27 protein-coding genes are annotated in these 26,510 nt (G+C 71.2%); 19 read left to right on the top strand and 8 right to left on the bottom strand.

All coding sequences use genetic code 11. The annotated features are described in order from the left end of the window. Nucleotides 1-6 precede the first annotated feature (6 nt). Entirely contained in the window at nucleotides 7-804 is a 798-nt protein-coding gene (locus JX575_RS16380) for a hypothetical protein (RefSeq protein ID WP_186339139.1), read from the top strand. Nucleotides 805-1,103: 299 nt separating this feature from the next. Then, nucleotides 1,104-1,355 (top strand): hypothetical protein, encoded by a 252-nt coding sequence (locus JX575_RS16375; protein WP_186339138.1) that lies wholly within the window; start codon nucleotides 1,104-1,106, stop codon nucleotides 1,353-1,355. A 166-nt stretch (nucleotides 1,356-1,521) separates the two neighbouring features. Here JX575_RS16375 and JX575_RS16370 read toward each other — a convergent pair whose 3' ends face one another. Next, nucleotides 1,522-1,863 (bottom strand): hypothetical protein, encoded by a 342-nt coding sequence (locus JX575_RS16370; RefSeq protein ID WP_186339137.1) that lies wholly within the window; start codon nucleotides 1,861-1,863, stop codon nucleotides 1,522-1,524. 353 nt (nucleotides 1,864-2,216) lie between these two features. On the opposite strand from JX575_RS16370, the gene nrdR reads away from it, so the two are divergent. The 5 genes from nrdR to JX575_RS16345 all read left to right on the top strand — a co-directional run bounded on the left by nrdR (nucleotide 2,217) and on the right by JX575_RS16345 (nucleotide 8,337). After that, nucleotides 2,217-2,693, top strand: a complete 477-nt coding sequence (nrdR, locus tag JX575_RS16365; RefSeq protein ID WP_186339136.1) for a transcriptional regulator NrdR — start codon at nucleotides 2,217-2,219, stop codon at nucleotides 2,691-2,693. Nucleotides 2,694-2,817: 124 nt separating this feature from the next. Beyond that, nucleotides 2,818-5,715, top strand: a complete 2,898-nt coding sequence (locus JX575_RS16360) for a vitamin B12-dependent ribonucleotide reductase (protein WP_186339135.1) — start codon at nucleotides 2,818-2,820, stop codon at nucleotides 5,713-5,715. 425 nt (nucleotides 5,716-6,140) lie between these two features. Next, the gene (locus JX575_RS16355; protein WP_186339134.1) at nucleotides 6,141-7,211 is read left to right on the top strand and encodes a nucleotidyltransferase; all 1,071 of its coding nucleotides are present in this window, start codon (nucleotides 6,141-6,143) and stop codon (nucleotides 7,209-7,211) included. After that, nucleotides 7,208-7,762, top strand: a complete 555-nt coding sequence (locus tag JX575_RS16350) for a hypothetical protein (protein ID WP_206054429.1) — start codon at nucleotides 7,208-7,210, stop codon at nucleotides 7,760-7,762. The genes JX575_RS16355 and JX575_RS16350 overlap by 4 nt, the downstream gene beginning before the upstream one ends. Then, a complete protein-coding gene (locus JX575_RS16345; protein WP_186339133.1) occupies nucleotides 7,759-8,337 on the top strand; it encodes a hypothetical protein in 579 nt (192 codons plus the stop codon). Before JX575_RS16350 ends, JX575_RS16345 begins: the two co-directional genes overlap by 4 nt. 503 nt (nucleotides 8,338-8,840) lie before the next feature. Here JX575_RS16345 and JX575_RS16340 read toward each other — a convergent pair. The 3 genes from JX575_RS16340 to JX575_RS16330 all read right to left on the bottom strand — a co-directional run bounded on the left by JX575_RS16340 (nucleotide 8,841) and on the right by JX575_RS16330 (nucleotide 14,612). Further along, a protein-coding gene (locus JX575_RS16340; protein ID WP_186339132.1) for an IS3 family transposase occupies nucleotides 8,841-10,018 on the bottom strand; the annotation gives its coding sequence in 2 pieces (ribosomal slippage) (nucleotides 8,841-9,731 and nucleotides 9,734-10,018; 1,176 coding nt in all). Between the two features lie 504 nt (nucleotides 10,019-10,522). Beyond that, nucleotides 10,523-13,330 carry a DEAD/DEAH box helicase family protein gene (locus JX575_RS16335; protein WP_241005214.1) on the bottom strand — a complete coding sequence of 936 codons (2,808 nt, stop codon included), beginning with the start codon at nucleotides 13,328-13,330 and terminating at the stop codon, nucleotides 10,523-10,525. A gap of 154 nt (nucleotides 13,331-13,484) precedes the next feature. Then, on the bottom strand, nucleotides 13,485-14,612 hold the full coding sequence (locus JX575_RS16330; protein WP_186339131.1) for a glycerate kinase: 1,128 nt from the start codon (nucleotides 14,610-14,612) through the stop codon (nucleotides 13,485-13,487). A gap of 95 nt (nucleotides 14,613-14,707) precedes the next feature. On the opposite strand from JX575_RS16330, the gene JX575_RS16325 reads away from it, so the two are divergent. Continuing rightward, nucleotides 14,708-15,439, top strand: coding sequence for a helix-hairpin-helix domain-containing protein (locus tag JX575_RS16325; RefSeq protein ID WP_186339130.1), 732 nt, complete (start codon nucleotides 14,708-14,710; stop codon nucleotides 15,437-15,439). Nucleotides 15,440-15,472: 33 nt separating this feature from the next. Here JX575_RS16325 and JX575_RS16320 read toward each other — a convergent pair whose 3' ends face one another. Together JX575_RS16320 and JX575_RS16315 are read right to left on the bottom strand one after the other, a co-directional pair. Beyond that, nucleotides 15,473-16,276, bottom strand: a complete 804-nt coding sequence (locus tag JX575_RS16320) for an alpha/beta hydrolase (RefSeq protein WP_206054428.1) — start codon at nucleotides 16,274-16,276, stop codon at nucleotides 15,473-15,475. Nucleotides 16,277-16,310: 34 nt separating this feature from the next. Continuing rightward, nucleotides 16,311-16,697, bottom strand: coding sequence for a DUF2237 domain-containing protein (locus JX575_RS16315; RefSeq protein WP_186339128.1), 387 nt, complete (start codon nucleotides 16,695-16,697; stop codon nucleotides 16,311-16,313). Nucleotides 16,698-16,761: 64 nt separating this feature from the next. Between JX575_RS16315 and JX575_RS16310 the strand changes: the two genes are divergently transcribed. Further along, the gene (locus tag JX575_RS16310) at nucleotides 16,762-17,781 is read left to right on the top strand and encodes a DUF2804 domain-containing protein (RefSeq protein ID WP_186339127.1); all 1,020 of its coding nucleotides are present in this window, start codon (nucleotides 16,762-16,764) and stop codon (nucleotides 17,779-17,781) included. A 10-nt stretch (nucleotides 17,782-17,791) separates the two neighbouring features. Here the strand turns inward: JX575_RS16310 and JX575_RS16305 are convergent, their stop codons facing one another. Next, on the bottom strand, nucleotides 17,792-18,724 hold the full coding sequence (locus JX575_RS16305) for an acyl-ACP desaturase (protein WP_186339126.1): 933 nt from the start codon (nucleotides 18,722-18,724) through the stop codon (nucleotides 17,792-17,794). A gap of 151 nt (nucleotides 18,725-18,875) precedes the next feature. On the opposite strand from JX575_RS16305, the gene JX575_RS16300 reads away from it, so the two are divergent. The 5 genes from JX575_RS16300 (at nucleotide 18,876) to JX575_RS16280 (ending at nucleotide 21,946) form a co-directional block, all read left to right on the top strand. Beyond that, nucleotides 18,876-19,466, top strand: coding sequence for a TetR family transcriptional regulator (locus JX575_RS16300; protein WP_186339125.1), 591 nt, complete (start codon nucleotides 18,876-18,878; stop codon nucleotides 19,464-19,466). Further along, on the top strand, nucleotides 19,463-20,089 hold the full coding sequence (locus tag JX575_RS16295; RefSeq protein ID WP_186339124.1) for a VC0807 family protein: 627 nt from the start codon (nucleotides 19,463-19,465) through the stop codon (nucleotides 20,087-20,089). Before JX575_RS16300 ends, JX575_RS16295 begins: the two co-directional genes overlap by 4 nt. Before the next feature lie 149 nt (nucleotides 20,090-20,238). After that, nucleotides 20,239-20,655, top strand: coding sequence for a VOC family protein (locus JX575_RS16290; protein WP_186339123.1), 417 nt, complete (start codon nucleotides 20,239-20,241; stop codon nucleotides 20,653-20,655). Between the two features lie 58 nt (nucleotides 20,656-20,713). After that, nucleotides 20,714-21,694 carry an SPFH domain-containing protein gene (locus JX575_RS16285; protein ID WP_186339122.1) on the top strand — a complete coding sequence of 327 codons (981 nt, stop codon included), beginning with the start codon at nucleotides 20,714-20,716 and terminating at the stop codon, nucleotides 21,692-21,694. A 12-nt stretch (nucleotides 21,695-21,706) separates the two neighbouring features. Further along, nucleotides 21,707-21,946, top strand: a complete 240-nt coding sequence (locus JX575_RS16280) for a hypothetical protein (RefSeq protein ID WP_186339121.1) — start codon at nucleotides 21,707-21,709, stop codon at nucleotides 21,944-21,946. A gap of 27 nt (nucleotides 21,947-21,973) precedes the next feature. Here the strand turns inward: JX575_RS16280 and JX575_RS16275 are convergent, their stop codons facing one another. Beyond that, nucleotides 21,974-22,654: a nucleoside/nucleotide kinase family protein gene (locus JX575_RS16275; protein ID WP_186339120.1), complete on the bottom strand. Its 681-nt coding sequence runs from the start codon at nucleotides 22,652-22,654 to the stop codon at nucleotides 21,974-21,976. Nucleotides 22,655-22,709: 55 nt separating this feature from the next. Between JX575_RS16275 and JX575_RS16270 the strand changes: the two genes are divergently transcribed. The 5 genes from JX575_RS16270 (at nucleotide 22,710) to JX575_RS16250 (ending at nucleotide 26,506) form a co-directional block, all read left to right on the top strand. Next, on the top strand, nucleotides 22,710-22,856 hold the full coding sequence (locus JX575_RS16270; RefSeq protein WP_186339119.1) for a hypothetical protein: 147 nt from the start codon (nucleotides 22,710-22,712) through the stop codon (nucleotides 22,854-22,856). Between the two features lie 61 nt (nucleotides 22,857-22,917). Next, nucleotides 22,918-23,865, top strand: a complete 948-nt coding sequence (locus tag JX575_RS16265) for an ABC transporter ATP-binding protein (RefSeq protein ID WP_206054427.1) — start codon at nucleotides 22,918-22,920, stop codon at nucleotides 23,863-23,865. Nucleotides 23,866-23,867: 2 nt separating this feature from the next. Further along, nucleotides 23,868-25,043, top strand: a complete 1,176-nt coding sequence (locus JX575_RS16260; protein WP_186339118.1) for an ABC transporter permease — start codon at nucleotides 23,868-23,870, stop codon at nucleotides 25,041-25,043. Beyond that, on the top strand, nucleotides 25,040-26,206 hold the full coding sequence (locus JX575_RS16255) for an ABC transporter permease (RefSeq protein WP_186339117.1): 1,167 nt from the start codon (nucleotides 25,040-25,042) through the stop codon (nucleotides 26,204-26,206). The genes JX575_RS16260 and JX575_RS16255 overlap by 4 nt, the downstream gene beginning before the upstream one ends. Nucleotides 26,207-26,266: 60 nt before the next feature. After that, nucleotides 26,267-26,506: a hypothetical protein gene (locus JX575_RS16250; RefSeq protein ID WP_186339116.1), complete on the top strand. Its 240-nt coding sequence runs from the start codon at nucleotides 26,267-26,269 to the stop codon at nucleotides 26,504-26,506. The last annotated feature ends 4 nt before the right edge of the window (nucleotides 26,507-26,510 follow it).

Below are 26,510 nucleotides of genomic sequence, written 5' to 3'. Positions count from 1 at the left end.
GCTCGGGTGATCTACGTCGTCGTGATCGTGCTGGCCGCGCAGAGCGCCATCTGGTCGCCGACGGCTGCGCAGGCGGATGGGCAAACCTGCTACGAGACAGCCGACCTCTACTCGGTTGAGGTCGTATGCGAGTACACGGGTCAGACCCTCCAAGCGGCGCAAGAGGCCGAGCCGAAGTCGACGTGGCTGGTCTATCAGTTGTGTAAGGACGGAACTTCGGGCGGGGTGGAAGCTTGTTCAAATCCCCGGGCCTGCACGGTCGATGGTCGTACGGGAACGTTGTACGCGGTGTTTCGAGACGGGACTAGGGTGGGCACGGCCTGCTTGACGGCGGACGAGGCGGCGGACGTTGACGACCCTCCAATTCGCACACTTGTGATCCGAGCGTTTGACGAACTGGACTGGTCCCCATCGGCACTGTCGGTCCAGCCGCCGAACGGGAAGACGCTTGTCAACCTGGAGACCAACTTCTTCACCGCCAACACGCAAGCGTCAAGCATTCCGGTGCAGTTGCAGGGATCCAACGTGGTCGTCACCGCCAGGCCGGTTGCGTACCGTTGGAACTTCGGCGACGGCACCTCTGAGACGACGACCAGCCCGGGGGCGCCGTACCCAGGTCTCGACGTGGCCCACGTCTACGAGCAGGTCGAACAGGTCGCTGTCAGCGTTGACACCCAGTACGGGGCTGCCAGCTTCACGGTCGACGGCGGCCCCCCTGAGACCATTCCGTCCACCATCTGGGTCACCGGCGCCAGCGAGGACCTCGAGGTCGTCGAGGCACTCCCGCAGCTCGTCCTGCGATGACCCACCGAATGGTCGTGCGGGCGCTGGCGGGTGCCGCAATCGCGATGAGCCTCGCGTCGTGCGGCAGTGCAGCCAAGGAGCCTGCGCCCGTACCTCCCAGGACGAGCGACGATCCCCAGCCTGGTCATGGGAAGCCACAGGAACGGCGGCCCGTCGACTCTGCCTACTTCGCGCGGGACCGGTCGAACCCACGAGCCTTCATCCGTCGGTGGGAAGCAGCCAGCGACGAGATGCAGATGACGGGAAGGACGTCGCACTACGCGTCCATGACCTCTGAATGTGACCCCTGCGATGGTTTCGTGGAGGCGGTCGAACGCGCCTTCGAGGGCGGTGGCTCCGTCGACTTCCCGGGCTCGACCATCATCCGTATCACCAAGGTGCGCGGTTCGGACGCGACCTACCTCGTCACAAAGGACGTCCCTCGTACGGTCGTCCGGCACGGGGACGGGCGACGTGAGGAGTTCCCGGGTGGCCGCACCACCCTTCGGGTCGTCCTCGAGCCGTTCCGCAAGGGCTGGGTGGTGGGTCATTACTGGATCGAGCCAAGCTGATCAGCCCTAGATCGACGTGCACTCGCGTCGGCACGCAAGCAAGACTGCGAGTCGGCCTCATGCGCCGCGCCCGATGCCGCGATCGGGGAGGGCGGGACGCACGGCCCGTCGCCCGCCCCAAGATCGTGGAGGTTCCGAGCCAGTGGGCGGCTCGGAACCTCCACGGTCAGCGGGCGGCGCGCTTCCCGCCGACGGGGCGCGGGGGAGCGTCGTCCGGAGGGGGTGGCGCCTCGGTGATCCCGAGGGTCCGCATCAGCCGGGCGACCAGCATCAGACCTGCGAACAGGCAGGCGATCGCGCCGAGGCAGGCCAGCGCCATGAACAGCCAGGCCGAGCCGCCGGAGGAGCTGCGCGCCGCCGTGCCGAAGTCGATGGCGGCGTAGACGAGGTAGCCCCACGCCACCACGCACAGGGTGATCGCGGCACCGAGGACGAGGGCGGTCCGGTCGAGGGTCCGCGGGGGCCGCGCGCCTCTCCGCGCACCTGCTCGCTTCCCCGCTGTGGACACCCCGTCATTGTGGCGGATGGGGCCTCATGGGGCAGGGGTTCGACGAGTTTGGCGCCGACCGACACGCCGTCCAGGACCGCCCCCGAGGTGCCGTGCCGCGCACTGACCTGCGGTTTTGTCGAGCCGGCGAAATACCTCGGCCGAGGATTCGCGTTCGCTTGCCAGGCGTTGTGGTCGGGGCGTACGGTTACCACTACATCTAGTACTTACACCGCTGTAGTTATCCACATCTGGTGCACAGGCCAGAGGGCGAACCACACAGCCCGAGACTAGTTGTCCACAGGAACATCCCCAGCCGACACCCCGTTATGTGGGTGTATGACGCGCGCCCACCGCTCGAGAGGAGGACCGCCGTGCACTGTCCCAACTGCAAGAACGAGGACACCAAGGTCCTCGACTCCCGGGTGGCCGACGACGGCGCCTCGATCCGCCGGCGGCGTACGTGTGCCGCGTGCGACCGCCGCTTCACCACGGTCGAGAAGATGCAGCTCACGGTGCTCAAGCGCTCCGGCGCGACCGAGCCGTTCAACCGCGACAAGGCGATCGCCGGCGTCCGGAAGGCCTGCAAGGGCCGCCCGGTCACCGATGCCCAGCTCGCCTGCCTCGGCCAGGAGGTCGAGGACGCCCTGCGCCTGAGCGGTCAGGCCGAGTTCGACGCCAACGACGTCGGCCTCGCGATCCTGGCCCCGCTGCGGGCGCTCGACGAGGTGGCCTACCTGCGCTTCGCGAGCGTCTACCGCGCGTTCGAGTCGGTCGACGACTTCGACGCCGAGATCAAGATGCTGCGGCTCGAGCGAGCCGCCGGCGATCAGCCCGTGCAGACCGGCTGACCCCCCAGACGGGCCCGGCAGGTAGTGGGGAAGCTGCCTGCCGGGCCTCACCAAACCCCCCGCGAGTCGACTCGCGCACGCACCACCACCCGCACCATCCATATACGAGGGACAGAGGAACTCCATGACCGAGACGGTGAGCACCCGCGCCAAGGCGAGGGGCAAGGGCCTGAAGATGGAGCGCGTCTTCAGCACCGAGGGCACGCACCCCTACGACGCCATCACGTGGGAGCGTCGAGACGTCCTCCAGCAGAACTGGAAGACCGGCGAGACCGTCTTCGAGCAGCGCGGCGTGGAGTTCCCCGACTTCTGGTCGGTCAACGCCTCGACGATCGTCACCACCAAGTACTTCCGCGGCGCCGTCGGCTCCGACGTCCGCGAGTGGAGCCTCAAGCAGCTCATCGACCGGGTCGTGAAGACCTACACCAAGGCCGGCATCGACAACGGCTACTTCGCCACCGACGCCGACGCCGAGATCTTCGAGCACGAGCTGACCTGGCTGCTGGTCAACCAGTACTTCTCCTTCAACTCGCCCGTCTGGTTCAACGTCGGCACCCCGTCGCCGCAGCAGGTCTCGGCCTGCTTCATCCTCTCGGTCGACGACTCGATGGACTCGATCCTCAACTGGTACAAGGAGGAGGGGTTCATCTTCAAGGGCGGCTCCGGCGCCGGCCTCAACCTCTCCCGCATCCGCTCCTCCAAGGAGCTGCTCTCCTCCGGCGGTACGGCGTCCGGTCCCGTCTCCTTCATGCGCGGCGCCGACGCGTCCGCGGGCACCATCAAGTCGGGCGGCGCGACGCGTCGTGCGGCCAAGATGGTCGTCCTCGACGTCGACCACCCCGACATCGAGGAGTTCGTGATGACGAAGGCGCGCGAGGAGGACAAGATCCGCGCGCTGCGCGACGCCGGCTTCGACATGGACCTGGGTGGCGCTGACATCACCTCCGTGCAGTACCAGAACGCCAACAACTCCGTGCGCGTCAGCGACGAGTTCATGCGCGCCGTCGAGGACGGCACCGAGTTCGGCCTGCGCTCGCGCGGCACCGGCGAGGTCATCGAGACCGTCGACGCCCGCGACCTGTTCCGCAAGATCAGCCAGGCCGCGTGGGAGTGCGCCGACCCGGGCCTGCAGTACGACGACACGATCAACGACTGGCACACCAACCCCGAGACCGGCCGCATCACCGCGTCCAACCCGTGCTCGGAGTACATGTCGCTCGACAACTCCTCGTGCAACCTCGCCTCGCTCAACCTGCTGAAGTTCCTCAAGGACGACGACACCTTCGACGCCGCGCTCTTCGCCAAGGCCGTCGAGTTCATCATCACCGCGATGGACATCTCGATCTGCTTCGCCGACTTCCCGACCGAGGCGATCGGCAAGACCACCGTCGACTACCGCCAGCTCGGCATCGGCTACGCCAACCTCGGCGCGCTGCTGATGGCGATGGGCCTGGGCTACGACTCCGAGGGCGGCCGCTCGATGGCCGCCGCGATCACCTCGCTCATGACCGGCACGTCCTACAAGCGCAGCGCCGAGCTTGCCGGGATCGTCGGCCCCTACGCCGGCTACGCCCGCAACGCCGAGGCCCACAAGCGCGTGATGCGCAAGCACCAGGCGGCCAACGACGTCGTACGCGTGCTGCACACCGAGGACGGCCGGGTGCACAAGCTGGCCACCAAGGCGTGGGCCGACGTGATCAAGGTCGGTGAGAAGTTCGGCTTCCGCAACGCGCAGGCGTCCGTCCTCGCACCCACCGGCACCATCGGCTTCATGATGGACTGCGACACCACCGGCATCGAGCCCGACTTCTCGCTCGTGAAGTTCAAGAAGCTCGTCGGCGGCGGCTCCATGCAGATCGTCAACCAGACGATCCCGCGGGCCCTGAAGAAGATGGGCTACCAGGCCGAGCAGATCGAGGCGATCGTCGCCTACATCGCCGAGCACGGGCACGTCGTCGACGCCCCCGGCCTCAAGACCGAGCACTACGAGATCTTCGACACCGCGATGGGCGCCCGCTCGCTCAAGCCGATGGGCCACGTGCGGATGATGGCGGCATGCCAGCCGTTCCTCTCCGGTGCGATCTCCAAGACGGTCAACCTGCCCGAGAACGCCACGGTCGAGGAGATCGAGGACGTCTACCTGCAGTCCTGGAAGCTCGGCCTCAAGGCGACCGCGATCTACCGCGACAACTGCAAGGTCGGCCAGCCGCTGTCCGATGGTGGCGGCAAGGCCAAGAAGGACGCCGCCGACAAGGCCGCGGCCTCCGCCGAGGTCGAGACCAAGGTCGTGGAGAAGGTCGTCTACGCCCCGGTCCGCAAGCGCCTGCCCAAGTCGCGCGTCTCCCGCACGACGTCGTTCACCGTCGGCGGTGCCGAGGGCTACATGACCTCCGGCGCCCACGACGACGGCCAGCTCGGCGAGGTCTTCCTCAAGCTCGGCAAGCAGGGCTCGACCCTCGCCGGCGTGATGGACGCCTTCTCGATCGCCGTGTCGATCGGCCTGCAGTACGGCGTCCCGCTGGAGACCTACGTCTCGAAGTTCACCAACCTGCGCTTCGAGCCCGCCGGCCTCACCGACGACCCCGACGTGCGGATGTCGCAGTCGATCATGGACTACATCTTCCGTCGCCTCGCCCTGGACTACCTGTCCTTCGAGGAGCGCTCGCAGCTCGGCATCTACTCCGCCGAGGAGCGCCAGCGCCACCTCGAGACCGGCTCCTACGAGCCGCTCGTGGAGGAGACGGGCTCGGCCTCCGAGCTCACGTCGCCCGCGTCCTCCTCGGCGTCCGCGGACGTCGTGGAGGTCCAGGACCTCGAGACCAAGGACACCCACGGCGCCGAGGCCCGCGAGGTCCCGGCCCGAGTGACCACCGGCGAGGCGAAGACCACCGCCGAGCTCTTCGAGAAGCTCACCGGCACCGCCGTCGACTCCCCGCTCTGCATGACCTGCGGTACCAAGATGCGCCCCGCCGGCTCGTGCTACGTGTGCGAGGGCTGCGGGAGCACCAGCGGCTGCAGTTGATTGTTGGGTTGCACGGTTCTGGCTACATGAATTGCGCAGTCTGACACGGTTGCATCGCTGCCAACCACCATCATCATCAAGTTGACGGGGAGAACATCTAGTTGATGTTGATGATGAAGTCACCTACCCGGCCCGGTGCCCCATTCGTGGGGCGCCGGGCCGGCGGCATCTCCGGGACCGAGGCAGACAGGCAGAGGCTGCACAGGTCCCGGCACGTCCGGCACGAGTGTCGGTGGCGCCTGCTGGAATGACGTCACGAACTCTGATCACGCGAGGCCAGTCGCGACAACAGAACAAAAACTTCGGCAGCACGACGTAGTGCCGCCGTAGCGGGCATAGCCCGAGAAAAAGCGGAACCCCCCGCCGGCCAGGGCGAGGGGCATCCGATTCAAGAAACTCCAACCTCTACAGAAGGAGTGGGCTCAGTGAAGCACACTGCTGACAGTCGTACGACCCCTACCGTCGAGGAACTTCTGGAATGTGCGCGACGTCGCATCCAGGTCCTCGACGACGAGCTCGATGAGGCCAAGGTCCGCCGTGGTCTCATCGGCGCCGCGCTCCGCAAGGAGTTCCCCGGCTCGCGCATCTACGTGAACGGAAGCGTCGCTCACGGGGACGCGCTGACGCCGCTGACCGACATCGACCTCGGTGTCGTCGTCGCTGAGGCCGTCGACTCCCACGGCCCGGGGAAGAAGGGCCCCGGCGACCTGAAGGACCGTGCCGCGAACGCTATCCGTCGCGAGCTCGGCCCGGAGTACCGGAAGCTCACCGTCATCGCGGAGGGACGCAAGCGGTCGATCCTCGTCCGCTTCGGCGACCCGGTGACGGCCGGCGAGAAGGACTTCACCGCGGACGTCATCGTCGCGATCGACAACCTCGAGGCCGAAGGTCTCTACATCCCGAGGTACCGCGAGTGGGACCGCGCGCATCCCGAGGAGCACACGCGGATGGTGCGCAACGCCATCGACAAGACTGACATCGTCTTCGCGCGGGTCGTCCGGCTCCTCAAGCACTGGAACCGGCGCAACGACATGCCCCTGTGCTCGTGGAACATCAAGGCGCTTGCCCTCGGCTGCCTGTTCCAGCCCATGACCCAGACCGACGGTCTGAAGGTGTGGTTCGATCACGCCATCGACGAGATCTCTGTCGCTGAGACTGAGGACCCCGCCGGCGTCGCGGACAAGCCGATCAAGCTCAACAAGTCCCGCACTGAGGTGCTCGCACAGCTGCGGGAAGCCGTGGCGCACCTCGCGCAGGCGGTCGAGTTCGAGAAGGCTGGCTACCCGGTTCTGGCGTGGGAAGAGCTCGCGCTGATGTTCCGCGACGAGCAGATGCTGACCCGCCCTGACGAGTACGACGTCACCATGGAGCAGGCCCGCAAGGTTCGCGACGATAAGGCCCGGGAGGGGAGGCGCACCGGTTCCCCCGCTCTCCTCACCGGAGTTGGAGCAGGCGCGTTCCAGGAGCGTCGGGACGTGTCGTCGTGGGGACTGTGAGCGAATCAGCGGCGGACGTGTTCAGAACCTCAGGTGATCGCGACGGCGCAGGACGCCCGGTGCTCTGGTACGGCGCCCAGCCCGCGTGGCAGATCGACCTAGAACGCGACGCCCAGCGCGCCCACGGTCTCCACCTGCGTCGCGAGCAGGGGATCGGCGTCTCATGGCGCCGATCCACCGGCTGGCTGGCCTACCATCACGACGGCCTGAACGTTCCGGGACGCCGCGACACGGTCCCGGTCACCGTTGCCTTCTTCGAGGACCCGCCGTACGACACCTACGGGATCGCACCGGAGAACTACCCGCGGATCTGGGCCGACTGCGGTGCTGTATCGCCGCACCGCATGTCCGACCAGGCGCCGTGCCTCTACTACCCGTGGAGTGCCGTCGAGCAGCGGTGGACCGCAGCCGACGGCCTGCTGCCGCTGCTGAACCTGGTGCGCGACCACCTCTACTTCGAGCACTACTGGCGCCTCACCGGTGGTCAGCGGCGGGGTCAGTGGCTTGGAGGCGAGGCGGCTCACGGCGTTCCGGACGTGATGGCGTCGTGATCGCGCAGGTCGTTGTTGTCGCTGCAGCGAAGCCCAAGTCAGGCCTGTTCGAGAACTTCGGGTGGGGCGAGGGGACGACGCTGATCGGTGCGGGGCTCGCGGCCGCCGCCACGATCCTGGTCGCGGTCTGGACGTACGCGGCCAACCAGGCTGCCGCGCGGCGTGAGCGGCGGTCGGCGGCGTTCGCTGAGGCGCTGCGTTCGGTCGAGGACTACCTCGAGGGTCCCTACCGGATCAGGCGCAGGGACGGGTCTGCGCAGCAGCGCGCCGAGATCACTTCGCATCTCAGCGACGTCAAGAGTCGTCACAACTACTACTGCGGTCTGCTTCGCCTGCACGCTCCGGCCCGGACTGCACAGGCATTCGAGGAGTTCGTGACAGCGGCGGTCAAGGACGCTGGTCCGCAGATGACGTCCGCCTGGCGTGCCAAGCCGACGAAGCGCGACCGTGAGGTTCCGCTGGGTCGGGGGTATGACCGGTCCCGGTCAGACAAGGCGAAGAAGACGGTGCTCTACGAGATGCACCGGGCCCTGACGCCCAGGTGGCGCCGGTGGTTCGCACACATCAAGGACTGACCCGAGCGCCTCGACGACCGCGGTAATCGGCCTGTGATCCGCCCATAGACGTCCCGCCCGAGTGGACTCGGGCGGGACGTCTTACGTGGTGCAGCTCAGGTGCCAGCCCTCGCGCCCGGGCCGATCGTCCGGGCATGAGCTCGGCGGCAAAGTGTGATGCTACGTATGAAGATCGTGCGTCCCGCGACTCACTGACTCCCGTGCGCGTCCCACCACCACTGGTATCGCTCCTGGTCGCCAGGAAGCAGCTCCTTCCGGAACGTCACCAGCACCGCAGTCCGCCCGTCCGTTGTCTCGATCAGCTCGGTTCGGAGGACGGTCGCCAGCGTGTGTCCGCCCGTGCGGCCCACCTCCACGAGCGCGCCCGGGAACAGCCAAGACGGGTCGAAGCGGAGTGTTCGACAAGCGCCCACCCGTTCCCGTCGTCGTCCTCTTGGTTGAGGTCAGCGTCTAGCCGACGCGACTGCTCACTCGGGACTGCTGAACGATCAGGGGACTTTTGACTACGCTGCCTGATCGGCGGCCTTGCTCATGATGAGTTCGAACTCGATGGGGGTCAAACGTCCGAGCCGTTCTTGGCGTCGGCGGCGGGGGTAGGTCCGCTCGATCCAGGTCACGATTGCGATGCGAAGTTCCTCGCGGGTGGTCCATCGCCTCCGGTTCAGGACGTTCTTTTGGAGCAGCGCGAAGAAGCTCTCCATGGCCGCGTTGTCGCCGGCTGAGCCGACCTGGCCCATCGATCCGAGGAGCTGATGGCACCACAGTTCCTGCTGAAGTTTCCGCGCACGAAATTGCGACCCGCGGTCCGAATGCAGCGTGCACCCGGCCACCTTCTGCCCATCGACTGCTCGGCGGGCGACGGCATTGTTGAGGGCGTCGACGGCGATCTTGGACTCCATCCGGTCACTGATTGAGTAGCCGACGATGCGGTTGGACCACACGCCCTTGATCGCGCAGATGTAGAGCTTGCCCTCGTCGGTGCGGTGCTCGGAGATGTCGGTCAGCCACAGCAGGTTCGGGCCCGCCGCGGTGAAGTCTCGACGGACGAGGTCGTCATGGCCCGCGACGCCGACCTTGGCCTTCTTGCCGCGCTTCTTCTTCCCGAACACCCTCCACCAGCCGTTGTCCGAGCAGATCCTCCACACGGTGCGTTCGCTGACCTCGTGGCCGGCATCGGTGACCTCATCGAAAAGGAACCGGTAGCCGAACTCGGGGTCGTCGCGGTGGGCATCGAAGATCGCGTTGGCCAGGTACGCCTCGGCGTAGTCGCTGTCGGTGATCGGCTTCGCTAGCCACCGGTAGTAGGCCGAGCGGCCAAGCCCGAGCACTTCCAGGGAGACCTCAGCAGGCACACCGCTCGCCGCGAGGTCTCTCACGAGCGGGTAGAGCCTTTTCCCGGAAGGCTCGCCTGCGACAGGTAGGCCGCAGCCCGGCGCAGGACCTCGTTCTCTTGCTCCAGTCGCCTGATCCGGTTGCGTGCGGCGCGGAGTTCGGCGGCCTGGTCCTTGGTGACACCGGGCTTGATGCCGTCCTCGACATCGGCTTGGCGCAGCCACTTCGACAACGTCACCGGATGCACACCGAAGTCGTGCGCGATCTGCTCGAGAGTCTCGCCCGGTCCACGGTCCCGGGCGACCCGGATCACGTCTTCCTTGAACTCCTTGGGATACCTGCCAGCCACGACGGACCATCCTTCCAGCCAGGACCCTCGTCCTAGCCGATCGGGAAGTCCCCTATTCGTTCAGCAGTCCCAAAGTCGCCATCACGACGACTGCACGCACTGGTATCGCGACGTGTCTGGCGGTTTGTTGGGGCCTGCGCCCTATCGGGCGAGTGAGCAACTGATGCAAGAACTGCCGCCGTGCCAGACATGCGCCACCTCTGTCCGGGGCTCGCAGGTCGGGAGCGCGTCGCGAGGTGGGTGGTGGGGTCAGCCTCGAGGTCATGATGCGCGCCGATCCGAGGTACGTCGACTATCCGCCGTTGCCCTACGAGGACGAGATCAGCCGCCAGGACGACGGTAGCCGTCGCCGTCGCCGTCGACCTCTGCCGGAGGAGTCCTCGAAGGTGGTCCCGCTTGCGCGCCGGACAGTATGATCAAACGACATCGCGCGGCTGGACCCGACCCTGACCATCGTCGCGGTCTAAGGCCCACGTGGTCGCCGAGTTCGGCACGCGCACTGGGTCAGGACCAGTGTCGGCGCATCACCGTGGTCGCAGCGAACGGGTCCTCGCCCGACACCGCGGTCGCGACGCCGGCTCCCTCCGGCTTCGCGGTGGCGAGCAGCCGGCCCTCGCCGACCCACCTGCGCCAGGCGTCGAGGTAGCAGCGGGCGTTGGTGGCGTTGCGGCCGAGGACGGTTGGGGCCGGATGCCAGGCCTCGCTGGTGGCCCGGGCGGCACGCAACGCTGAGCGCGCGCCCCGGCGCGTACGGATCGCGCGGTCTGGCAGGTGCGCGTCGGTGTAGCGCGACACGAGGTAGCGCGGGGCGCCGACCGGGGCGATCGCCTCGTCGAACGCGGCTGCGAACACCTCGGCGTCGTCCTCGGTGCCGACGAGGCGGAAGCGGTACTCCCCGCCCGGGTGGACGTCGACCGCGAGCGCCGACGCGCCGATGGTCGTCAGCCCGGCCGAAGCAAGGCCGTCCGCGACTGCCGCCGCGACCGCCTCCAGCGGTGGGACGCCCGCCGTCAGGGCGAGCTGTTCTCGCACCCACGAGGCGAGGTCGTCCGCGTGCGATCGAGCGGTCACGGCGCTCCGGCCGAGGGTCGCGAGCCCGCCCACTGCGCCGGCCACGAGCGCCCACTCGCCGACGGTGAGGGAGGCGGCGCCGACACCGGCAGCCGCCGCGCCCAGCGCGAGGGACGTACGCCAGCTCGTCGCGGGGACCGGGGCCTCGGTCGTCATGCCGTCCGAGGTCAGCCGCCACGACGGAGGGACCGGCGTGAGGGTGACGACCTCGTCGGGTGGCGCGAGGTCGACGGCGGGGCGGCGTACGCGCAGCGACGCGAGCGTGACGTCCTGGTAGGGCTCACCCACCTTCCAGGCCTCGCGGATGGCGTCTCGCGCGGAGGCAGCCATCAGCATCCGTGCGTTGAGGGCGTCGAACGAGTCGACGGGTGGCGGGGTGAAGGGGGAGAAGGACGCGTCGATGTGGGCGACCCCGTCGACGATGTCGCCGTCGGCGTCGATGCCGTGGAACCCCTGGTGCTTGCGCACCAGCCGGGACCAGTCGTTGTCGCCCCTGGGGTGTGACTCCGAGACGCACACGACGGTCCAGTTGGTGGCGACCTTGTCCGGCCAGGTCGGGTCGGTGCGCAGCGCCCGGCCGCGTGTCTGGACGACGGCCGTGAGGGTGGTGGCGGTGGTCAGGTCGACGAGCGAGGAGACGCCGCGGGCGTTCCACCCCTCGCCGAGGAGACCGCGGGTGCCGACGAGGACCTGGGTCCGGCCGGACTCGAAGAACGCGGTGACGTGGCCGACCCAGGCGCGCGAGGTCCATCCGGACGCGCACGTCGCGACCGGGCCATCCGCGGTCTCGACGTGCAGGCGCGAGGCCAGGTCGGGGTCGCGGTCGGTGACGAAGGCGACGAGGTCGCGCAGCGTCGCCTCGGAGGCGGCGACGACGGAGCCGGTGACCAGCATCGGGTGCAGGAGCGCGGTGCTCGGGTCTGCGAGCAGGGCCTCCAGCGCCGCGATCGCCGACCCGGCCTCGGCGTCGAGGACCCCGTCCAGGGTCAACGGCACGGTCGCGGTCGCGCGCTCGTGGTCGCACAGCACCAGCACCCGGGTCCGCTCGCCGATCGCGGCGTGCTCGGACGCGATGATCTGGACGGCGGCGCCGGGCTTGGCGTACGACCTGGCCAGCACGCGGTCGACGGTGGAGCGCCCGCGTCGTACGCCGCGACGCGTCCACTGGTGGCCCACCGACGGCAACGCGGCCCTCACCACCGCGAGCACCTCGGCGTCGGCCGGGTCGGCGGACTCGGCGACGTGGTGGAGCAGCCAGTCGCCGAGGAGCCGGACCCAGTCCTCGGCCGACGGGGCGTGCCGGTGCCCCTCCCGAAGCCGGGCGCCGACGGGCAGGGCGAGTAGGCCCGCGTGGTGCATGCGCAGAGCGGCGTCGCACAGATCGGGCTCGCGCTCGGCGAGCGCCGCCCAGGTGGTCGTGGCGGGGACGGGCTCGACGAACCGGGCGGTGAGCCACTCGTAGAAACCGACCGACCCGAAGCCCGGGGTGGTGAGCAGGGTGGTGAGCTCGGTGAAGCGCAGCGCCTCGCCGGTCAGCCAGACCTCCTCGGTGGCCGTAGGGGTGGTCAGCCAGACGAGCTCGTCGAACGGCGCGAGGTGGCCCTCCTTCACCACCGCCGGCACCGAGACGCGGTAGCGGATCTCTCCGAAGAGCCGGTCGACGAGGGCGCGCTGCTCGCCGGCGAGGCTCTCGGGCGGTGTCGCGGTCAGCGCGAGGACGTGCGCGCGACCGATGGCGTCGAGCAGCTCGGCGAGCAGCCGCCCCCACACCTCGAGCAGGTGGTGGCACTCGTCGAGGACGAGCACCAGGCGTGGCTGGGTGCGGATCCGCTCGAAGAGGGCGACGCCGTTGGGGTGCAGCCGGTCGACGACCGGGGTCGTGGAGTCCACGTCGCCGGCGGCCTCGGAGTCGAAGACGGCCAGGGACTGGTAGGTCAGGCAGGTCAGCGGGCTGAGGAGGGACTTGTCGTCGCTCGCGTCGAGCCCCAACGTCTGGGCCTCGGCGATCCACTGGGACTGGATGGCGGTGTTGGGGGCCAGCACGACGGCGCGGGTGTCGGGGTGTGCCCGGAGCTCGCCCGAGACGGCCTCGAGTCCGACGCGCGTCTTGCCTGCGCCGGGCGGCAGGACGACCCATGCGCGTGGGTGATCCGCGTCGGCCCATGCGCGGGTGAGAGCCTCGAGCGCTTCACGTTGGTGGATGCGCAGCGGCGGCACGGCGGACGTGTCCGGATCGGGCACCGTGGACGCCTCCTGGTCGGCTCGGGGGACTCACCTGGCGAGCCGCCGTGCGCTGCAGGTGTGTCGGTGAATGCTGCCACGCGGCCGCGACCTCCACCGTCTCGGAGAGGCGGGCGCCAGCCGCCAGGCCACGGACGCCCGCGAGTGGTGTGAGTCAGAGGTGGCGCGGCAGCTCGTCGGCAGCGAGCTGCTCGAGGTGCGTCGCCGCGTCGTGGATCGCGGACTCGGTGCTCGGCGCGCGGTCGACGACGGCGTAGGCCGCGTCGATGCCGGCCGCCGCGAGGGCGGGTGGGGACAGGTGGTTGACCCCGCAGACGGCGACCACTCGGGCGCCGGCGGCCCGGGCGAGCCGTGCCACGCCGATCGGGGCCTTGCCGCGCAGCGACTGCTCGTCGAGCGCGCCCTCGCCGACGACGACGAGGTCGGCTCCCGCCAGAGTCTGCTCGAAGCCGACCATCTCGAGGACGAGGTCGATCCCCGGCCGGAGCGTGGCGCCGAGCACGGCCATCGCGGCGAACCCGACGCCGCCCGCTGCTCCGGCGCCGGGGGAGTCGCGGACGTCGCGGACGTCGCGGCCGGTCGCGGCCGACACCAGGTCGGCGAGGCGGCCCAGGTGCGCGTCGAGCTCGGCCACCTGCGCCTCGTTCGCGCCCTTCTGGGGCCCGTAGATCGCCGCTGCGCCGTGCGGGCCGGTGAGCGGGTTGTCGACGTCGCACGCCACCACCACCTCGACCTCGCGCAGCCGCGGGTGGAGCCCGCCGAGGTCGACGGCCGCCAGCGCGGCGAGGGCGCCGCCGCCGTCGCCGATCTCGGCACCCGACGGGTCGAGGAGTCGCGCGCCGAGGGCCTGGAGCAGGCCGGCCCCGCCGTCGGTGCAGGCGCTGCCGCCGACGCCGAGCACGATGCGTCGCACGCCCGCGTCGAGCGCCGCCGCGATGAGCTCGCCCGTGCCGCGGCTGGTGGCGGTCATCGGCTCCAACCGCCCGCCGGGCAGTCGCACCAGCCCCGACACGTCGGCCATCTCCACGATCGCAGTGCCCGCGAGGTGTGCCCACGCAGTGTCGACCGGCTCGCCGGTCGGCCCGCTCGCGCGGACGTCGACCCTCTCGTAGCCAGCCGCGACGGCGGCGTCGAGCGTCCCGTCGCCACCGTCGGCGACCGGGGAGACCGCCACCTCGACGTCGCCGGCGACGCCCGCCAGCCCGCGCTCGAGCGCGGCCGCGACCTCGGTCGCGGTGAGCGAGCCCTTGAACTTGTCGGGGGCGAGGAGGACGCGGGTCATGGCGCCAACCTAGGGCGTGCGTCGGCGCGTCCGGCACGCGGATCCCACGCGTCGTTCTGCGGCGACGCGCGCGCCGACGACATACGATCGCGCGCATGCAGCCCAGCCCACCCGCAGGTCCCTACGGCGGCGAGCACATGCGGCCCGGCCCGCCCGCCGTCCACCACAGCCGCAAGCCGCTGCGATGGCTGTGGGTGTTCCCCGCCTTCTCGATGGGCCTGCTGGCCGTGGTGCCGCTGATCGCCATCGCGACCAAGTCGAGGACCCGGCAGGCATGGACGTGGGCCGGCGGCCTGGGCGCCTCGTGGCTCGTGGGCTTCATGCTCGTCGCCGCCGACGACAGCGACGGCCTGGGCTCCGACATCGGTCTCACGCTCTACTTCGCTGCCTGGATCGGCTCCGTCGTCTACGCGCTCGTCATGGGAGGGAAGGTCGCGGGGCCTGCCCAGGTGAGCTATGTGCCGGTGGCTGCGCCCCTTCCGTCGTACGACCCCAACGCGGCCGCGGTGGCCCTCGTGCAGGCCGAGCGCGCCAAGCGCGAGGAGGCGCGCGCCCTCGCGAGGCGCGATCCCGCCATGGCCCGCGACCTGCGGATCGGTCGGCCCGACCTGCCCCGGCAGTACGACGACGGCGGGCTGGTCGACGTCAACAGTGCGCCCGCCGAGGTCCTGCAGCAGTCGCTCGGGCTCACCGCCGACCAGGCCACGGGCGTCGTCGAGTCACGCCAGCAGCTGAGCAGGTTCGAGCACCCCGAGGACCTGATGACCCTCGCCGGCCTCGAGCCTGCCGCCTTCGACAGCGTGAAGGACCGGATCATCCTGCTGTGACGAGGTGAGCAGCTGACGGTGGGTGGACGGAGCTCAGCGCACCTCGCGGGCGAGCCGGGCGACCGCCTCGGCCACCCGCCGCCCGAACATGACCGCGTCGTTGTGGTCGGCCCCCTCGAACACGACGCGCTCGACGAGGGCCGGCGCGCCGTCGGCGACCCGCGCGCTGAGCTCGGTCGGCACCACGCTGTCGCGGTCGCCGTAGATCACGGTGACGGGGACGTCGCTGGCGGCCAGGGGCTCCAGCACGGGGAACCGGTCGCGGAGCAGCGTGCGCACAGGCAGCCACGGGTAGTGGTGGCGACCGACGTCCGCGAGCTCGGTGAACGGCGACCGCAGCACGATGCCGGCCGGACGGTGCCGCTGCTGCAGGCCTGCGACCACGCCGGTGCCCAGCGACTCACCGAAGAAGAGCGTGCGGTCGAGCGGATGGCCGAGGTCGCCCAGGGCGCGCACCGCGGCGTCGGCATCGGCGGCCAGTCCCTTCTCGCTCGGCCTGCCGGGGTTGGCGCCGTAGCCGCGGTAGTCGACCAGAAGCACGCTGAATCCACGATCGCTCAGCTGCCGCGCGAGACCGGCGCGTCCGGCGCGGTTGCCACCGTTGCCCGGCGCCACCAGCACCGCCATCCCGGTGTCGCTCGCGGCGTCGGCCGCGACGTACCACGCACCCAGCTCGAGCCCGTCGGACGTCTGCAGGGTGACGTCACGGGCGCCGGGGAGCACCTCGTCCGCAGGCGGCACGTCGCTCGCGTCGGGGAAGTAGATCAGCTGCCGCTGCAGTCCCCAGACGGCCGCCAGGGCCAGCCCGCCGACGAGCAGCACGACCACGACCGCCATGAGGATCCTCCTGCCGAGACGACGGGTCATCGGGTCAGAGCCCGCTGAGGTCGGGCGGCACGTCGACCGAGTGGGCCTGCAGCACCTCGAGGGGTACGACGTCGAGCGCGCGCTCGGACGTGGCCGACAGCACGACGGGGGCGGCCACCCCGGCGTCGTACGCCTGGAGCCAGCGGACGGCGACGACACACCAGCGGTCGCCCGGGACGAGACCGGGGAAGTGCCACTCGGGACGCGGGGTGGACAGGTCGTTGCCGACCGCGGCCTGGTGGGCCAGGAACTCCTCGGTCATCACCGCGCAGACGGCGTGCAGGCCGACGTCCTGCGGGCCGACCGTGCAGGTGCCGTCGCGGTGGAAGCCCGTGACCGGGTCGGTGCCGCAGGGGTCGAGCTCGCCGCCGAGGACGTTGCGCTCCGTCATGGGGTGATCATCGCGCCTGCCACCTGACGGGCGCCCGGGGCGGGGCCGGTGGTTGGGTTGCGCCATGAGTGGTGAGCAGCTGCGCGAGCGCGAGATCACGGCCGCGACGTCCCTGACCCTGCCCGACGGCCGACTCAACCGCGAGGCCGTCGGCTGGACCCGGACCCCGCTGATCACCACCGACGGGATCGGGCGCGGCCGGGTGGGGCGCGGGCGCAACAAGCGCTGGGAGTACTGGGGGGTCACCACGCCCACCCATGTGGTCGCGCTCGTCGTCTCCGACATCGACTACGCCGCCGTGCACAGCATCTGGGTGCTCGACCGCCGCACCGGCGAGGAGGTCGCGCACGACGCCATCGGCGTGCTGGGACGCAGCGCGACCCTGCCCGGCACCCTCGGCCGCGGACCGGCCCGGGCGCGCACCAGGACGGTGAGCATCGACCTCGACGAGGTCGACGGCGGCACCCGGCTGCGCGCGGAGGGGAGCCGGGTGCGCGTCGACGTCACCGCCGAGCGCCCGCCCGGGCACGAGAGCCTGGGCGTCGTCGTGCCGTGGTCGGACCGGCTCTTCCAGTACACGGTCAAGGACGTCGCGCGTCCGGTCGTCGGCACGGTGTGGGTCGACGGCCAGGAGTACGCCGTCCCGGCGGGGGAGTCGTGGGCGGTGCTCGACCACGGGCGCGGGCGCTGGCCCTACGCGATGCACTGGAACTGGGGAGCCGGCTCGGGACGCACCGACGGACGCGTGGTCGGCCTCCAGGTCGGCGCGAGGTGGACCGACGGCACCGGGATGTGCGAGAACGCGCTGGTCGTCGACGGCCGCCTGACCAAGATCAGCGAGGAGCTCGACTGGCGCTACGACACCGACGACTGGATGGCGCCCTGGCGGGTGGCCGGCGAGGCCGCCGACCTGACCTTCACGCCGTTCCACCTCAAGCGCTCGGTCACCGACCTCAAGGTCTTCTCCTCGCGCACGCACCAGTGCTTCGGCCACTGGTCGGGGCGCGTGCGTGACGAGGCGGGGGAGTGGATCCGCGTCGACGACCTGGTCGGCTGGGCCGAGGACGTCCGCAACCGCTGGTGAGGGCGGCGGGTCAGGCGCCTCGCGCCGCCTTCTTCGCCGCCGCCTCGTCGCGCCGCTCCACGAAGCGGGTCGCCTCCCCGTCGAGCGCGGCGACGGCCGCGGCCAGCTCGTCGCGGGCCGCCTCGCCGTCGGCGTCCAGGTCGGTCAGCTCCCACACCCCCCACTGCCGCAGGAGCGGCGTGACGATGTCGTCGTGGTGGATGCGCAGGTCGTAGATGCCGGCCTTGGCCATCTGCACGGCCTTGCGGGAGAAGCCCGGGATGACGCTGCCGGGCATCTCGAACCCGACGACCTCCTCGGTGATCGCGCGCATGGTCTGGCTCGGCGTGAGCTCGAGCGCGGCGGTGACGAGGTTGCGGTAGAAGATCATGTGGAGGTTCTCGTCCTTGGCCACGCGGGCGAGCAGCCGGTCGGCGATCGGCTCCTCGGTGTAGCGGCCGGTGTTGCGGTGCGAGACCCGGGTGGCGAGCTCCTGGAAGGACACGTAGGCGCACACGTTGAGCAGCGACTTGTCCATCGCCTCGTAGCCGGTCTCCATCGTCTCCATCCGCGCCTGCTCGAGCTCGACGGGGTCGACGCCGCGGGTGACGAGGAGGTAGTCGCGGATGCAGAACGCGTGACGACCCTCCTCGGCCGTCCACCGGTTGACCCAGGTGCCCCAGGCGCTGTCGCGGCCGAAGGCGCGGTCGATCTCGCGGTGGTAGCTCGGCAGGTTGTCCTCGGTGAGCAGGTTGACCTCGAGGGCCGTGCGGGCGACGGGGGAGAGCTGCGACTGCGCCACCTCCCACGGGTCGCCGCCGAGGTCGGCGAAGTCGCGGCCCAGGCTCCACGGGACGTACTCGTGGGGCATCCACTCGTCGGCCATCGACAGGTGCCGGTTGAGGTTGTCCTCCACCACCGGCTCGAGCTCGGTCAGCAGCTGGGTGCTCTCGAGTGCGGCCATGCCATCTCCTCGTGGGGCTCCTCGTGGGGCTCCTCGTCGGGCGGACGCGAGGACGGACGGCCTCACCCTCCCTGCCTACACCCGCGGGGGTCCGCTGGATAGGGCGGACGAGCCGGTGGCGGGGATTACTCATCTGAGTTACTTTTTATCCATGCAGGTAACTTCCCGCTCGGTCACGTCGGAGGCCCGTCGGGCGCAGGTGCTCGAGGCGACGATCGCGGTGGTCGCCGAGGAGGGTTTCGCGCGGGCGTCGTTCGCCCGGATCGCCGAGCGCGCCGGCCTCTCCAGCACTCGGCTGATCAGCTATCACTTCGCCGGCAAGGACGAGCTGGTCGCGGCGCTGGTCGAGCACGTGGTCGCCGGGATCGGCGCGTACGTCGGCCCGCTGGTCATGCGACAGGACACGGCCCGCGGCCGGCTGCGCGCCTACATCGAGGGCGTCGTCGGCTACGCCGACACCCACCGCGCGCCGATGGCCGCGCTGCTCCAGGTGGTCATGTCCGGCGCGTGGGGCCAGGGCGCGGCCGGGCCGAGCGACGTCAGCCACCTCGAGCAGATCCTGCGCGAGGGCCAGGAGCGGGGGGAGCTGCGCGGCTTCGACCCGCTCGTCGTGGCGAGCACGGTCCAGCGCGCGGTCGAGGCCGTCCCGTTCCAGCTGCAGGCCGATCCCGACCTCGACTGCACGGCGTACGCCGCCGAGCTGGTCGAGCTCTTCGACCGCGCGACGAGCGCCGACCCGTGACCCTGCTGCGACCGGTCCTCGGCATCGTGGGCTCGACCGCGCTCTACTACCTGATGCGCCAGGCCGGCGTCAGCGTCTACGCCGCCCTCGTGGTCGGCGCGGTGCTGTCGCTCGTGCCGGCCTGCCTGGCGATGCTGCGCGGCCACCGCCCCAGCGGGCTCGAGGCGTTCTTCACCGTCCTGCTCTTCGCGAGCTTCGCGATCTCGTTGCTGCCCGGCGACGAGCGGTTCCTCCTCGCCAAGGACGCGCTCGTCACCGGCGGCGTCGGCTTCTGGTTCCTCGCGAGCCTGTGGTGGGCCGAGCGCCCGCTCGCCTACCAGTTCGCCAGGCCCATGGTCGAGGGCCGCCTCGGCTGGCCGCGCGACTGGGAGGGACTCTGGCAGCGCGAGCCCTGGTTCCGGCGGATGTGGCGCACCTCGAGCACGCTGTGGGCGACCGGCACCCTGCTCGACGCGGTCGCCCGGGTGGTGATGGCCTACACGCTCCCGGCCGACGCGGTGCCCGGGCTCAACCTCGCGATGTACCTCGCCACGGCGGTGGTGCTCAACGTGGTGACGGCCGTCGTCTACGTCCGCGCCGGCGCCGTGGGGCGAGCGCGTCGGGGCCGGGCGACGACGGGCTGAGCGCGCGACGACCAGCGTGTCCGACGGGCGCTCGCCGCCGGTCGCCGCACACCTACTGGGCTGTCCGCACGGAGCGGTAGCACGGCGAGCACCCGGCCGGGAGCATCGGCGTGGTGACGCCCCGCCGGGGCCTGACCAGAGGAGTGAGCATGTTCCGAGGCTTCGCCACCATCAGCTTCACCGCCGACGACCTGGGTGCGGCGAGCGCCTGGTACGCCGAGCTGCTCGGCGTGCAGCCCTACTACTCGTTCCCGCCGGCTCCGGCGGAGCCGGCCTACGTGGAGTTCCGGGTGGGCGACGACGAGGACGAGCTGGGGATCATCGACCGCAGGTACGCCCCGGGCTCTGCCGGGGACGGGCCGGGCGGCGCGGTGATGTTCTGGCACGTCGACGACCTCCCCGGCACCCTCGCCACCCTCCTCCGGATGGGCGCCGTCGAGCACGAGCCGCTCACCGAGCGCGAGGCCGGCTTCGCGACCGCCTCGGTGGTCGACCCGTTCGGCAACGTGCTGGGCGTGATGCACAACCCGCACTACCTCGAGGTGCTGGCGGCCCGACGCGGGTGACGACGCCGCTCGCAGAATGTGATATCACTTTGCCATCACATTCTGACGGAGGGTGCACATGAGCGGTGAGCAGCAGGTCAAGGACGCCGGACACGTCGACGAGTCGGAGGGCGGGACCCCCGCCGGCCGGCCGGTCGGGCACGAGGGGACGCGGGTGGACGTCACCGAGCGTGTGGCGTGGTCGGTCGACGGCTTCGCGGGCCTCGCGGTCTCGCTGGCGCTGATCGGGCTCGGCTGCTGGTTGGTCGTGCTCGGCATCATCGACGCCGACGCCGGGCGCGGCGGCATCGGCCAGATCCTCGGCGGATCGACCGTGGTGCTCCTCGGGCTGGTGCTCTCAGCGTCGCTGACGATCGTGGCGCCGGGACAGACCCGGGTCGTGCAGTTCTTCGGCCGCTACGTCGGCACGGTGCGCAAGCCGGGCCTGCGGATGCTCGTGCCCCTCACCACGCGCCGCAACGTCTCGGTGCGCGTGCACAACTTCGAGACCCACGAGCTCAAGGTCAACGACGCCGACGGCAACCCGATCAACATCGCCTCGATCGTCGTGTGGCAGGTCGCCGACACGGCCCGGGCCACCTTCGCGGTCGAGGACTACGAGGACTTCGTGGCGGTGCAGGCCGAGTCCGCGCTGCGCCACGTGGCGATGAGCCACCCCTACGACCACGCCGCCAACGAGGTGACCCTGCGCGGCGACACCGAGATCATCTCCGGCGAGCTGGCCGCCGAGGTCGCCGCCCGCATCGCGCTGGCCGGCCTCGAGGTCATCGAGGTGCGCATCTCCGCCCTCGCCTACGCCCCCGAGATCGCCCAGGCGATGCTCCAGCGCCAGCAGGCGTCGGCCGTGATCGCCGCGCGCGAGAAGATCGTCGAGGGCGCGGTCGGCATGGTGGAGAGTGCCCTCGCCCAGCTCGAGAGGAAGGACATCGTCGACCTCGACGCCGAGCGCAAGGCGGCCATGGTGTCCAACCTGCTGGTGGTGCTCTGCTCGGAGCGGGGCACGACACCCGTCGTCAACGCCGGGTCGCTCTACACCTGAGCGGGCCCGGCCATGGGCGAGGAGACGGAGCCGGCGGCTCCCCGACGGGGTCCGGAGCGCAAGCCCGTGCTGGTGCGCCTGGACCCCGCCGTGCACGCCGCCCTCCAACGGTGGGCGGCCGACGAGCTGCGCAGCGTCAACGCCCAGATCGAGATCGTGATCCGCGACGCGCTCCGGGCCGCCGGCCGGGCGCCGCGCGACGCCGGCCCGGTGCCCAGGCGCGGCCGCCCACCCGCCACCCGGGACGAGTGACCGCGGGGTCCGTCACGGACGCCGCGGTCACGGCCCGTCGAGCCGGACGACCAGGTCGGCGGCGTCGCGGGTGGCCGTCACCCGCTGGGCGTTGGGCTCGTCCACGCGCGTGACCCACGACCGCGCGGCCCCCGGGGACTTGCCGTACCGCTCGTGGCGGCGCACCAGCCGCTCGCGTCGTACGCCGGGGTCGAGGTCGACGTACCACGCCTCGGCGAGCAGGGGGCGGACCCGGTCCCACCCCCCGTCGGGCAGCAGGAGGTAGTTGCCCTCGGTCACGACGAGCCGCGCGGTCGGCTCGATCGCGATCGCCGCCGCGACGGGCTGCTCCAGGTCGCGCTCGAAGCCGGGGGCGTAGAGGGTGCGGTCGGGCTCGGCGTGGAGCCGGCGCAGGGCGGCGACGTAGCCGTCGACGTCGAACGTGTCGGGCGCGCCCTTGCGGTCGCGGCGGCCGAGCCTGCCGAGCTGGACGTCGGCGAGGTGGAAGCCGTCCATCGGCAGGTGGGCGACGGCGTCGGGGCCGAGGTCGTCGGCCAGTCGCGCCAGCAGCCGCTCGGTGAGCGTCGACTTGCCGGCGCCCGGCGGGCCGACGATGCCGAGCACCGCGCGGCCCGGCTGGTCGAGGAGGCGCGTGGCGCGCTCGACCAGCGCGGTGAGGCCGGGGATCCCGGGCGGCGTACGCCCGTCGGGGTCCGCCGCGTGGTCCATGCCGCGAGCGTAGGGGTGAGCGCGTCCATCGCGGGAGGTCGGCGCTGCCGACGGCGTGCTCGCGCGAGACGACGACGTCGAGGTCGTCGCCCGCGGCAGCCGGGGCTCCACGGGGACGCCGATGACCCGCGACCGGCTGCTCCCCGAGCTCGCCGAGCCGCGGGTGCTGCGCACCCGCGCCGATCAACCGCCGCACGCGTGACGTTCGGCCCTCCCCGAGCTCGCCCGCGGTCCCTAGCGTGGGGGCGAGGAGGAAGGGGGCCGTGGTGACCGACGACGTGCTGGTGGTGGACTCGCTGGTCCGCCGGTTCGGGGACCTGACGGCGGTCGACGACGTCTCGTTCCGCATCGCGCCGGGCGAGACCTACGGCCTGCTCGGGCCCAACGGGGCGGGCAAGACCACGATGATCTCGATGGTGGCCGGCCTCATCGCGGCGGACCACGGCACCGTGACCGTCGCCGGCGAGCGGATGACCCCGCGGACCACCGACCCCAAGCGGCACGTCGGGCTGGTGCCGCAGGAGCTCGCGATCTACCCCGACCTGACGGGTCGCGAGAACCTCATGCTCTTCGGCCGGTTGCAGGGCCTGCGCGGTGCGGCGTTGAAGGCGCGCGTCGACGACGTGCTCGACCTGATCGGCCTGGCCGACCGGGCCAAGGACCGCAGCAAGCACTACAGCGGCGGCATGAAGCGCCGACTCAACATCGGCGTCGGCCTGCTCAACCGGCCGACCCTGCTGATCCTCGACGAGCCCACCGTGGGCGTCGACCCGCAGTCGCGCAACGCGATCCTGGAGTCGGTGGAGGCGCTGTCGGTCGAGGGCATGGCCGTGCTCTACACGACGCACTACATGGAGGAGGCCGAACGGCTCTGCGACCGCATCGGCATCATCGACGCCGGCCGCCTGGAGGCCGAGGGCACGCGCGCCGAGCTCATCCGGCTCATCGGCGGTGTCGACACGATCCGGCTCGGCGCCAGCAGCGGTGACCTGGCGGACGCCGCCGAGGAGCTGCGCCGCATCCCGGGCGTCGAGCGCGTCGACGCCGACCGGAGCGCGGCGACGCTGACCGTCAAGGACGCCTCGACTCTCGTCGCGCCGGTCGTCGGCACGGCGGCGGCGCACGGCGTCACGCTGGCCGACGTGGAGATCTCCCGGCCCGACCTCGAGTCCGTCTTCCTCCACCTCACCGGCAAGGGCCTGCGGGACTGACGATGCGCCAGCTCCTCGTCCTCACCGGTGCCGACCTGCTCCAGCGGCTGCGCGACCGGTCGGTCCTGATCTTCGCGCTGGTCGTGCCGCTGGCGTTGATGACGGTCTTCAACCTGGTCTTCGGCGCCGCCGAGGACGTCGACCTCGCCCCGGTCACCGTCGCGGTCAGCGCTCCCGCGGCCGACGACGTCGCTCAGGTGCTGGTCGGCGTGGTCCGCTCGCTCGACGACGCCGACGAGCTCGACGTCACCGTCGTCGAGACCGACGACGAGACGGCCCGGCGGCAGGTCGAGGACGGGGACGCCGGGCTGGCACTGCTCGTCCCCGAGGGCTTCGGGCAGGCGGCCGGGGACGGGACGCCCGTCACCGTCGTCGCCGTGCGCGGCGACGAGGCCGGGGTCGAGACCGACATCGTGCTGTCGGTGGTCGACGGGGCGCTGCAGCAGCTGGCCGGCGGCGCGGCCACCACCCGCGCGGCCCTGGCCGAGGGCGTGCCGCGGGACCAGGTCGCCGCGCTGGTGGAGGAGGCCACGGCCGACGCGCCGGCGTACGACCTCGTGCGCGGCGAGGCGTCCGACGAGCAGCTCGGCGCGGGTGCGGCGCTGGTCGCGGGGCAGGCCGGGCTCTTCCTGCTCTTCACCGTGAGCTTCGGTGTCAGCGGGCTGCTGGTCGACCGCGAGGCGGGCACGCTGGCCCGGCTGCGCTCGATGCCGATCCCGCGGTGGGTGGTGATCGCGTCCAAGGCGCTGGTCAGCTTCGTGCTCGGCGTCGTGTCGACGAGCATCCTGCTGGCGCTGGGCGGCTACCTCTTCGACGCCCACTTCGGCTCGGTCCCGGCCGTCGCCCTGCTCGTGCTCTGCGCGGCCGCGGCCGGGACGTCCGTGATGTTCCTGGTCGTCCGGGTCGCCCGCACCACCGAGCAGGCGGGCATCGCGACCTCGATCGTCGCGCTGGTGCTGGGCATCGGGGGCGGCGCCTTCTTCCCGGTCGGCGCGAGCGGCGCCCTCTCGCGGGTGCTCGACCTCAACCCGGTGTCGGCGCTGCTGCGCGGGCTCGGCACCACCTCCGCCGGCGGAGGCATCGGCGACCTCGGCGCGCCGGTGGCCGTCATGCTGGGCTTCACCGTCGCGATGCTCGTCGTCTCGCGGCTCGTCCCCGACCGGGGAGCGCTGTCATGAGGAACGCCCTCACCGTGGCCGGCGCCGAGCTCCGGCTCTTCCTGCGCGACCGCTCCAACCTCTTCTTCGTCTTCGTGTTCCCCCTGCTGCTGGTGCTGATGATCGGCCTGCAGTTCGGCGAGGACGCGACCGCGGGCCGTGTGGCGGTCAGCGGCCCGGACTCGTCGCTGCGCTCCGCGCTGGTCGAGCAGCTCGAGACCCAGGACGTCGTGGTCAGCGACGACGCCGCGTGGGACGAGGCGCTGGCGCTGCTCGCCCGCGGCCGGCTCGACGCCGCCGTGCGCGTCGACGGTGACGCGGGGACGGCGTACGACGCCGGCGGGCCCGTGACGCTGGAGGTCGTGCGCGGCTCCTCGGGCACCGCCCAGGTCGTCGAGCAGGACGTGCGGACCGCCGTCGAGGCGCTGCGATCGAGACGCGGGCAGCAGCTCGCCCTGGAGGCCGCCGGGGTGCCGGCCGATCGGGTCGCCGCAGCGCTCGCAGCCGCCGAGCGCGAGGTCGGCGCCCCGCGCCTCGAGGTGACGAGCGTCGACCGGGTCAGCGAGGAGTTCGACGCGATGGGCCAGTTCGAGTTCGGTGCCGCGGGGCAGCTGCTGCTCTTCGTCTTCCTGGCCTGCCTCGGCGGGTCGGCCACCCTCATCCAGGCCCGTCGGCTCGGTGTCGTGTCGCGGATGCTGGCCGGGCCCGTGACGCCCGGTGAGCTCATCGCCGGCCAGGTGCTCGGCCGGTGGGCGATCGGCCTGTTCCAGGGCGGCTACCTGATGCTCGCGACCAGCCTCATCTTCGGCGTGGCCTGGGGCAGCCTGCCGGTCGCCCTGCTCGTGCTGGTGCTCTTCAGCCTCGTCGCGGCGGGGGCCGCGATCCTGCTGGGCACCCTGCTGGAGAACGAGGGGGCGGCCAACGGCGCCGGCATCGGGATCGGGCTGGTCCTCGCGGCACTGGGCGGGTCGATGTTCCCGCTCGAGCTCTTCCCCGACACGATGCGCACCATCTCGCGCTTCACCCCGCACGCGTGGGCCTACGAGGCGCTCGCCGACGTCCAGCGCCGCGGCGCCGGCCTGGTCGACGTGCTGCCGGAGCTCGCCGTGCTGGCGGGGATGGGGGTCCTGCTGGGCGCCCTCGGTGCCTGGTCGCTGCGGCGCAGCCTGGCCCGCGCGATGTGACGGGCTCGGCCCGCCGGCACACCCCGACGGACGGTTGACCGCCTCACTACCGTGGTCCGCATGACTGACGAGGTGAAGCAGGCAGCCACCGAGGCCGCGCAGCGAGTGGTCGACGAGGTCTCCTCCTGGCAGTACAGCGCCGAGGACAGCACCATCGCCGAGCAGCTCGACGAGGGGCTCGCCAAGGCGCAGGTCTCGCTCAGCGCAGACGAGCGCACGCGCATCCTCACCGAGATCGACGCCATGAAGGACGAGCAGTCCTCGGCCCCCCAGGTCCGGTCCGCGACCCCGGTGGAGTGACGTC

The sequence above is a fragment of the Nocardioides sp. zg-1228 genome (assembly GCF_017086465.1).
Classification (GTDB): domain Bacteria; phylum Actinomycetota; class Actinomycetes; order Propionibacteriales; family Nocardioidaceae; genus Nocardioides.
This window is presented reverse-complemented; position numbering and strand designations above follow the sequence as displayed.

Bases quoted from the DNA above. Each gene is read 5' to 3' on its own strand.
- JX575_RS16280 (WP_186339121.1), top strand. From the start codon at position 21,707: ATGGGCGAGGAGACGGAGCCGGCGGCTCCCCGACGGGGTCCGGAGCGC.
- JX575_RS16250 (WP_186339116.1), top strand. From the start codon at position 26,267: ATGACTGACGAGGTGAAGCAGGCAGCCACCGAGGCCGCGCAGCGAGTG.
- JX575_RS16315 (WP_186339128.1), bottom strand. From the start codon at position 16,697: ATGACGGAGCGCAACGTCCTCGGCGGCGAGCTCGACCCCTGCGGCACC.
- JX575_RS16260 (WP_186339118.1), top strand. From the start codon at position 23,868: ATGCGCCAGCTCCTCGTCCTCACCGGTGCCGACCTGCTCCAGCGGCTG.
- JX575_RS16320 (WP_206054428.1), bottom strand. From the start codon at position 16,276: ATGGCGGTCGTGGTCGTGCTGCTCGTCGGCGGGCTGGCCCTGGCGGCC.
- JX575_RS16300 (WP_186339125.1), top strand. From the start codon at position 18,876: ATGCAGGTAACTTCCCGCTCGGTCACGTCGGAGGCCCGTCGGGCGCAG.
- JX575_RS16310 (WP_186339127.1), top strand. From the start codon at position 16,762: ATGAGTGGTGAGCAGCTGCGCGAGCGCGAGATCACGGCCGCGACGTCC.
- JX575_RS16305 (WP_186339126.1), bottom strand. From the start codon at position 18,724: ATGGCCGCACTCGAGAGCACCCAGCTGCTGACCGAGCTCGAGCCGGTG.
- JX575_RS16290 (WP_186339123.1), top strand. From the start codon at position 20,239: ATGTTCCGAGGCTTCGCCACCATCAGCTTCACCGCCGACGACCTGGGT.
- JX575_RS16325 (WP_186339130.1), top strand. From the start codon at position 14,708: ATGCAGCCCAGCCCACCCGCAGGTCCCTACGGCGGCGAGCACATGCGG.
- JX575_RS16255 (WP_186339117.1), top strand. From the start codon at position 25,040: ATGAGGAACGCCCTCACCGTGGCCGGCGCCGAGCTCCGGCTCTTCCTG.
- JX575_RS16360 (WP_186339135.1), top strand. From the start codon at position 2,818: ATGACCGAGACGGTGAGCACCCGCGCCAAGGCGAGGGGCAAGGGCCTG.
- JX575_RS16330 (WP_186339131.1), bottom strand. From the start codon at position 14,612: ATGACCCGCGTCCTCCTCGCCCCCGACAAGTTCAAGGGCTCGCTCACC.
- JX575_RS16285 (WP_186339122.1), top strand. From the start codon at position 20,714: ATGAGCGGTGAGCAGCAGGTCAAGGACGCCGGACACGTCGACGAGTCG.
- JX575_RS16275 (WP_186339120.1), bottom strand. From the start codon at position 22,654: ATGGACCACGCGGCGGACCCCGACGGGCGTACGCCGCCCGGGATCCCC.